Source organism: Chryseobacterium sp. VD8 (assembly GCF_037149975.1).
GTDB classification, from domain to species: domain Bacteria; phylum Bacteroidota; class Bacteroidia; order Flavobacteriales; family Weeksellaceae; genus Chryseobacterium; species Chryseobacterium indicum.
This window is the reverse complement of the sequence record NZ_JBBCQL010000211.1, coordinates 1-8,166: the sequence shown is the minus strand read 5'-3', so window position 1 is coordinate 8,166 and position 8,166 is coordinate 1. Positions and strand designations below refer to the sequence as shown.

The 8,166-nt window shown below is 36.6% G+C and carries 6 protein-coding genes; 1 reads left to right on the top strand and 5 read right to left on the bottom strand.

From position 1 onward, the window contains the following. The 4 genes from paaA to WFK35_RS18095 all read right to left on the bottom strand — a co-directional run. Positions 1-869 (bottom strand): 1,2-phenylacetyl-CoA epoxidase subunit PaaA (gene paaA, locus WFK35_RS18110; protein WP_336733754.1); only part of this gene is annotated, 869 nt, incomplete at its 3' end. 175 nt (positions 870-1,044) lie between these two features. Next, on the bottom strand, positions 1,045-2,130 hold the full coding sequence (locus tag WFK35_RS18105; protein ID WP_087707822.1) for a 2Fe-2S iron-sulfur cluster-binding protein: 1,086 nt from the start codon (positions 2,128-2,130) through the stop codon (positions 1,045-1,047). Then, a complete protein-coding gene (locus WFK35_RS18100; protein ID WP_336733753.1) occupies positions 2,131-3,447 on the bottom strand; it encodes a phenylacetate--CoA ligase family protein in 1,317 nt (438 codons plus the stop codon). 384 nt (positions 3,448-3,831) lie between these two features. After that, positions 3,832-4,407: a TetR/AcrR family transcriptional regulator gene (locus WFK35_RS18095; RefSeq protein ID WP_336733752.1), complete on the bottom strand. Its 576-nt coding sequence runs from the start codon at positions 4,405-4,407 to the stop codon at positions 3,832-3,834. 785 nt (positions 4,408-5,192) lie between these two features. Here WFK35_RS18095 and clpB point away from each other — a divergent pair. Further along, the gene (clpB, locus tag WFK35_RS18090; protein ID WP_336733751.1) at positions 5,193-7,799 is read left to right on the top strand and encodes an ATP-dependent chaperone ClpB; all 2,607 of its coding nucleotides are present in this window, start codon (positions 5,193-5,195) and stop codon (positions 7,797-7,799) included. A gap of 121 nt (positions 7,800-7,920) precedes the next feature. On the opposite strand, the gene WFK35_RS18085 is transcribed toward clpB, so the two are convergent. After that, positions 7,921-8,166, bottom strand: a 246-nt coding sequence (locus WFK35_RS18085; protein WP_336733750.1) for an FKBP-type peptidyl-prolyl cis-trans isomerase, incomplete at its 5' end; no start/stop codon positions are given.

The following is an 8,166-nucleotide window of genomic DNA, read 5'->3' as shown; positions in this document are numbered from 1 at the left end:
TGAGCTTTTCTTTTGGTTTCGATACGCTTTTTGTTAGCAGGCCCGTTTCCTTTTAAGATTTCAATGAATTCATCCCAAGGAAGCTCTCCGAAATCGTAGTGCTGTCTTTCTTCATTCCATTTCAGATCTTTATCGGGAATGGTTAATCCTAAGAATTCAGCCTGAGCAACGGTAACATCAATGAATCTCTGACGAAGACTATCGTTGCTTTCTCTTTTCACTCTGTAATTCATCGAAATTTTAGAGTTTGGTGAACTGTCGTCATTTGGACCAAACATCATTAAAGCCGGCCACCAGAAACGGTTTAACGAAGCCTGAGCCATTTCTTTCTGCTGTTTTGTACCTCTACAAAGCGCCATCAAAATCTCGTATCCTTGTCTTTGGTGGAAAGATTCTTCTTTACAGATTTTTACCATCGCTCTTGAGTAAGGACCATAAGAATTCCCCATCAGCATAACCTGATTCATAATTGCAGCACCATCAACCAGCCAACCGATCGCTCCGATATCCGCCCAGCTTAAAGTAGGATAGTTGAAGATACTTGAATATTTTGCTTTTCCTGAAAGCATGTCTTCATACGTTGCATCTCTGTCTGCTCTGATGGTTCCATCACCTAAAGTTTCGGTTGCAGAATAAAGGTATAAACCGTGACCTGCTTCATCCTGAACTTTCGCCAGAAGTGCCATTTTTCTTCTCAAAGAAGGTGCTCTGGAAATCCAGTTGGCTTCCGGCAGCATTCCTACGATTTCAGAATGCGCGTGCTGTGAAATCTGACGAACCAATAATTTTCTGTAATCATCGGGCATTACGTCTTTTGGTTCTACTTTATTTTCGTCGTGTACGTATTGTACAAATTTTTCAATATCTATTTCCATCTTGTAATATTTAAAATGAAGGTAAATTTTAACGCAAAGTTCACTAAGATTTCTTTTACTACTAACTGTTTTTAAGTTCGCAAAGGCGTTTCACTTAGCCAAGTCCACAAAGTTTTATAGTGAAATCTTATTATTTTTACATTGGTAAATTATTACATTGTTACATTAATTATACGTCATAATTAAGCATCACCACATTGGTTGTCGGGTGACACTGGCAGGTAAGAACGTAACCTCGGGCTACTTCTTCTTCGGTAAGTGCGTAGTTTTTTTCCATGAAGACTTCACCTTCCAAAACTTCGGCTTTACACGTACAACACACTCCTCCTTTGCATGCAAAAGGCACAGGAAGATTGTCTTTCAATGCTTTATCTAAGATACTTTCTTTTTTTGAATTCAGGTGGAACGAATATTCATCATCATCAATGATTACTGTTACCATACTTTCGATGTTGGCAATGGCTTTGAATTCGTCACTCATTTCCTCCGTATTTTCTTCGTCAGGAGCGGTGAAATATTCAAACAGAACCTGAATTGCGGGAACTTTTTTATCTTTCTTTAAATAATCTGCAATTCCTTTGATCATTTCAGAAGGTCCGCAGATAAAATAAGTAGCTTCTTTTACATCAATATCTGCATATCTTTCAAATAAATGTTCCAGTTTTTCAGGAGAAATTCTTCCTTCGAAAATCGGATCTTCATGCTTTTCACGGCTTACGAGATAAACTACTTTCAATCTTCCGTTGAACTGCTCCACCAATTTATCGATCTCAGCCTTTTTCATCACGTGATTCATGCTTCTGTTGCTGTAGAACAGGTATGCGTTGGAGTTTGGTTCCTGATAAAGACTTTCTTTAATATTTGATAAAACCGGAGAAATTCCGCTTCCTGCCGCCAAACCAATGTATGTTTTTACGTTTGTCGGATGATAAGAAGTGTTGAAACCTCCCATCGGAGGCATTACTTCAAGAATTTCGTCCATGTGAAGATGTTCATTGAAATAACCGGAAACTTTTCCGCCTTCCAATAATTTCACTAAAACTTCCAGCGTGTTGCTTTTTTCACTCGGCGCATTACAGATGGAGTAAGAACGTCTTTCTTCATTTCCGTTGATCATCATCCGGAAATTAAGATACTGCCCCTGTTTGAATCTGAATTTATCTTTCAGTTCTTCAGGGATTTCAACCGCTACATTCACTGCATCGTTGGTATCTTTCTGAACTTTTACCGTTTTAAGTTTATAAAATGAATTCATTTATTTTTTAAGTATTCTGTTAATTTTTCCACCTTCGCATTTCGGAAGACTGTCCTGAGCATGAATTTTCACTTTTGTGGTAATTCCTACCCTCTTTTTTATTTCGTTTTCTATACTTTTTCCGAAGTTTCCGACAAAAATAGCATAATCATCGGTATTTTGATTTAAATTTTTCGAGGCGATCAGTTCATCACCAATCTCAACATCAATATCCAAAGCCACACACATTTGTTCCTTTTCAACAGGAGTTAAATAATAGTTCGGAACTACGCCTTCCACATGAGAAAATGCTTCTTCAATCTGACTTGGATAAACATTTACCCCTCTTACAATCAGCATATCATCGGCTCTTCCCAAAATCGGACGCATTTTTACCATCGTTCTTTTACCATTTTCGTCATAGTAAAGACTTGTGATATCATTTGTCCAGTAACGCAAAAGCGGCATTGCTTTCTTCGTTAAAGTCGTAATCACCAAAACGCCTTCTTCTCCGAAAGGAACGGGCTCCTTTGTAACCGGATCGAGAATTTCGGGATAAAAATGGTCTTCCCAAATGTAAGAACCTCCTTTTTCTTCAAAATCTTCCATTGAAACTCCGGGTCCGATAATTTCGCTTAATCCGTAAATATTGGTTGCATGAACGCCTAATCTTTCTTCAATATGCTGTCTGATTAATTCCGTCCACGGTTCTGATCCCAAAACGGCATATTTTAAACTGATTTCTTCTGCGGGGATTCCTCTTTTGGCAAATTCATCAGCAATGGTTAAAGCATAAGATGGCGAACAGCAGATTACTTCGGGTTTAAAATCCATAATCAGATCAACCTGTCTTGCCGTCATTCCTCCCGAAATCGGAAGAACGCTCATTCCCAGTTTTTCCGCTCCGTAGTGCAGTCCCAGTCCGCCCGTGAAAATTCCGTAACCATATGCATTATGCAACTGCATTCCCGGTTTCGCGCCTGCTGCATTTAAAGATCTCGCCACGACTTCGCTGAATAAATCAACATCTTCTTTTGTATATCCCACTACCGTTGGTTTTCCTGTTGTTCCGCTTGAACAGTGAATTCTCTGCAGTTCATTTTTCGGAACGGTAAACAAACCAAACGGATAGTTGTCTCTCAAATCCTGTTTGTACGTTATCGGAAGTTTGGTAATATCTTCAATCGACCTTATTTCCTGTGGAGATATTTCTGATTCTTTAAATTTTCTTTTATAAAATTCCGACTTCTCTCCAAGATAGCCTACCAAATTCGCCAATCGCTCAGACTGAAGCTGTCTCAACTGATCGAGCTTAAGATATTCAACACCAAAATCCATAACTAACTAACATTTGTTAGGTGTAAATTTAAAAAGATTTTGGAACGTGACAAAATTTTTATGATTTTCGTCAGATTTTTAATGATTCTAAATAATTAAGGCTAAGATTGAGGTTTAGCTTAAATATGATTTTAATACGATTTTGTCATTCTGTACATAGACAGAAAGTCTACGAACACAGTTCGGAAGTGAAGTGAAAAATCTGTTTTTACTTAATGTTTAGTAGATTTCTCCTTCGTCGAAATGACAGTTTAAAACAAAGTAACTAAGCACAAAGTTTTATTATTTAAATTATAAAAAATCTCTAATACTAAACTTAGATTCTTCCTTTGTCAGAATGACAAAAACTATGATAAAGTTTTGGGAATTTTAAGCTTAAAATTACTATTTCTGGTTTCCCAGCAAACCAAAAAGAATTTTGTCCCTAATTTCATCGGTGATATCCGAACCGGATTCTATATTTCTTTTGAACCAGAAATAGGAATTGTTTAAGGTATGAAGAATAAATCTCGTGGTAAAAGTGGGTGATCTTAATTCCCAGTTTTCAGCGGTATAAATTTCAGAAATCAACTGTTCAACTTCCTGCTGATAATTTTTTCTTAATTCGATAAATTCAGGTAATCTCTCTTCAAGATGCTTCCACTCATTGGAATAAATGTGCGTGACATCACGGTTTTTCAGAACAACCGACAAATGTTTTTCAATGAAAAGATTGAGCTTTTCCTTTGGTGGAATATTGGTATTTTTTACTTGCTGAAGTTCATCGAAAAATTCCTGCGCGATGCCGAAACAGATCCATTCCAGAATTTCTTCCTTTGAGCGGATGTGCGCATATAAAGAAGCCGCTTTGATATTCAGTCTGGTTGCCAAATCACGAACAGAACTTCCCATGTAGCCTTTCTCCTTGAAAAGTTCCACGGCAACATCTAAAATTTTCTTCTGTTTTTCTTTAAGCTCCATTTGTAAAAACGCAAAAGTAATTATTTTGATTTTAATATTTGATTTTGAGAAGATGATTTTTAAACTAAGAATTAAAAGCTAAACACTGCTTTTTCAAAATGATGAAATGAAAAAATTAAACTTTCTAACCACAAAAGATTTAAACACTTTAGTTTCTTAAGTTTAATACTTAAATGAAAAAAAGAGCACATAAGTTAAAAAAATCAAAGATTTTTTCTCTTTGCAGACTTTTGAAATGCTTTAAACAAATCCCATAAAGTCTTTTGTTTCTTTTGTCGTTAAATTTAAAATGAGTTTGAATAAACTTACTATTTAAACCATTAAGAAAATTTTAAGACGTTAAGTTCAATTAAGAAAAAATCAATAGATTTTTAATAAGCATTATTTTGGAAAGCGAAACAACTCTTAAATATTCTAAATTTCTTAATTAAAATCTTAATGGTTCAATCAAAAAATAAGGTTAGACGTATTTTAAGATTCAACCCCAATCTGACGGTTCTTCCGATAATTTTCACTTAAATTCTTCGAATCGGAAATTTTGTCTTTCCAAAATAGATTCAAAATAAAGATTTCGGAAATTTTGTCCAATATTTTTAAAAATTCAACAATAGAATACTTTTTGCGATAATGTACCCGAATTAAATGATTAAATAAAGATTAAGGGCATCAGAAATTAGAAAATCTGATTAAAAAATTAACATTTATTTGACTCTTATGGTCTGAAATCTGATGTCTAAAATCTAAAATTGGAAACTAAAAATTAAAGAATCAAAAATATACAAAATATGAACTTAAATCAATATACCGTAAAATCTCAGGAAGCGATTCAGGCTGCACAACAGGTGGCAATGGAATTTGGCAACCAACAGATCGAACCTCAACATTTACTGGAAGGAATTTTTCAGGTAGATGAAAATATATCGCCTTTCTTATTAAAAAAATCTGAAGCAGATGCAGCTTTGGTAAGAGAGCGAAACCGCGAAAATCTTGAAAAACTTCCTAAAGTACAGGGAGGCAACATTTACCTATCACAATCAGCAAATAAAGTTTTGCTTGATGCGCCCAACATTGCTAAAAAAATGGGCGACGAATATGTAACCATTGAGCATTTATGGCTTTCATTATTGGAAACAAATTCAGAAGTTTCAAAAATGCTGAAAGATATGGGCGTTACCAAAAGTCTTCTAGAAGGCGGAATTAAAGAATTAAGAAAAGGCTCGAAAGCAACTTCTGCAAGTTCGGAAGAAACGTATCAGTCTTTAAATAAATACGCTAAAAACTTCAACGAATTAGCGGCGGAAGGAAAATTAGATCCTGTAATCGGGCGTGATGAAGAAATCCGAAGAGTGTTGCAGATTCTTTCGAGAAGAACGAAAAACAACCCGATTCTGATTGGTGAACCCGGAGTTGGTAAAACCGCCATTGCGGAAGGAATTGCCCACAGAATTATCAGTGGTGACGTTCCTGAAAATCTAATGGATAAAACCTTATATTCACTGGATATGGGCGCTTTGATTGCCGGTGCAAAATACAAAGGTGAGTTTGAAGAGCGTCTGAAATCCGTGGTGAATGAAGTTATTAAATCGGAAGGACAGATTATTCTTTTCATTGATGAAATCCACACTTTGGTAGGCGCAGGAGGCGGTGAAGGTGCAATGGACGCCGCGAATATCTTGAAACCAGCTTTAGCAAGAGGCGAATTAAGAGCGATTGGAGCAACGACTTTAAATGAATATCAGAAGTATTTTGAAAAAGATAAAGCCTTAGAAAGACGTTTCCAGAAAGTTATGGTAGAAGAACCGGATACAGAATCGGCAATTTCTATTCTTCGTGGAATTAAAGATAAATATGAAGCGCACCACAAAGTAAGAATCAAAGATGAAGCGATTATTGCAGCGGTGGAAATGTCTCAACGATATATTTCAGACCGATTTTTACCGGATAAAGCGATTGATTTAATTGATGAAGCTTCAGCAAAATTGAGAATGGAGATCAATTCGAAACCGGAAGAGCTTGATGTTTTAGACAGAAAATTAATGCAGATGGAAATTGAACTGGCTGCGATTTCAAGAGAAGGGAACCAGACGAAAATCGATCATTTAAAAGAAGATATTGCAAAGATTTCTGAACAGAGAAATGAAATTAATGCCAAATGGCTGAAAGAAAAGCAAAAATCTGAAGATTTAACGCAGATTAAAAAAGATATAGAATCTCTGAAGTTAGAGGCAGAAAGAGCTTCAAGAGCAGGAGATTACGCAAAAGTAGCGGAAATCCAATACGGAAAGCTGCGTGAAAAGGAAGAAGAGCTGAAAAAGCTTGAAATCGAAATGCAAAATCATCAGAATGAGCTAATTAAAGAAGAAGTAACTTCTGAAAACATTTCTGAAGTGATTGCCAAATGGACCGGAATTCCTGTAACGAAACTGCTCCAGTCTGAAAGAGAAAAGCTATTGAATCTGGAAACCGAACTTCACCACAGAGTGGTTGGACAGGATGAAGCCATTACAGCCGTTGCGGATGCGATCCGAAGAAACAGAGCGGGATTGAGTGATGATAAAAAACCAATCGGGTCATTCTTATTCTTAGGAACAACGGGAGTCGGAAAAACCGAGCTGGCAAAAGCTTTAGCGGAGTTTTTATTTGATGATGAAAACAATATGACGAGAATTGATATGAGTGAATATCAGGAGCGTCACAGTGTTTCGAGATTGGTGGGTGCGCCTCCGGGATATGTGGGTTATGATGAAGGCGGACAATTAACGGAAGCCGTGAGAAGAAGACCATATTCTGTGGTTCTTTTAGATGAAATTGAAAAAGCACATCCTGATGTTTTCAACACTTTGTTACAGGTTTTGGATGACGGAAGATTGACCGATAACAAAGGAAGAGTGGTGAATTTCAAAAATTCGATTATCATTATGACATCGAATTTAGGTTCACATTTAATTCAGGAGCGCTTCGACTCCGCTCTGCGTGACAAGGATGATAACATTAGTCCGGAAACACTGGAAGAGGCAAAAGATGAGGTCTTTGATTTATTGAAACAGACGTTACGTCCGGAATTCTTAAACAGAATTGATGAGGTCGTATTGTTCCAGCCTTTGAGAAAAAAGGAAATCGGAAAAATCGTTACCTATCAGCTGAGAGGATTTAATGAAATGCTTTCGAAAAGAAATATCATTATGACCGCTACTCAGGATGCTGTAGATTATCTGATGAATAAAGGATATGATCCTGCGTTCGGAGCAAGACCTCTGAAAAGAGTGATTCAGCAGGAGGTTCTTAACCGGTTATCGAAAGAAATTCTTGCCGGAAAAGTGAACGATGGCGACAGAATAACACTGGATTATTTCGAAGAGACAGGTCTGGTTTTCAGACCGACCGATTTATAAGTAGTTTTTTTCATATATATTATTTTTGAAGAATTTCCGCAGACCAAAAAATCTGCGGAAATTTTATTTGTAGTATATCAGATCTGAAATAGGCAAATCTCATTGTTGCCGAAGTTACAATCTATTTTATATCCACCAATTCTACATCAAAAATAATAGTCGCTCCCGCAGGAATTGGTCCGGCTCCATTATCTCCGTAAGCCAGCTCTGAAGGAATGTAAAATCTATATTTGGATCCTTTGCTCATCAACTGAATACCTTCTGTCCATCCTTTGATTACACCGCCCAGATTAATATCCATTGGTGCGCCTCCGTTTTTGTCGGTAGAGTCGAAAACAGTTCCATCCAGAAGTTTTCCGGTATATTT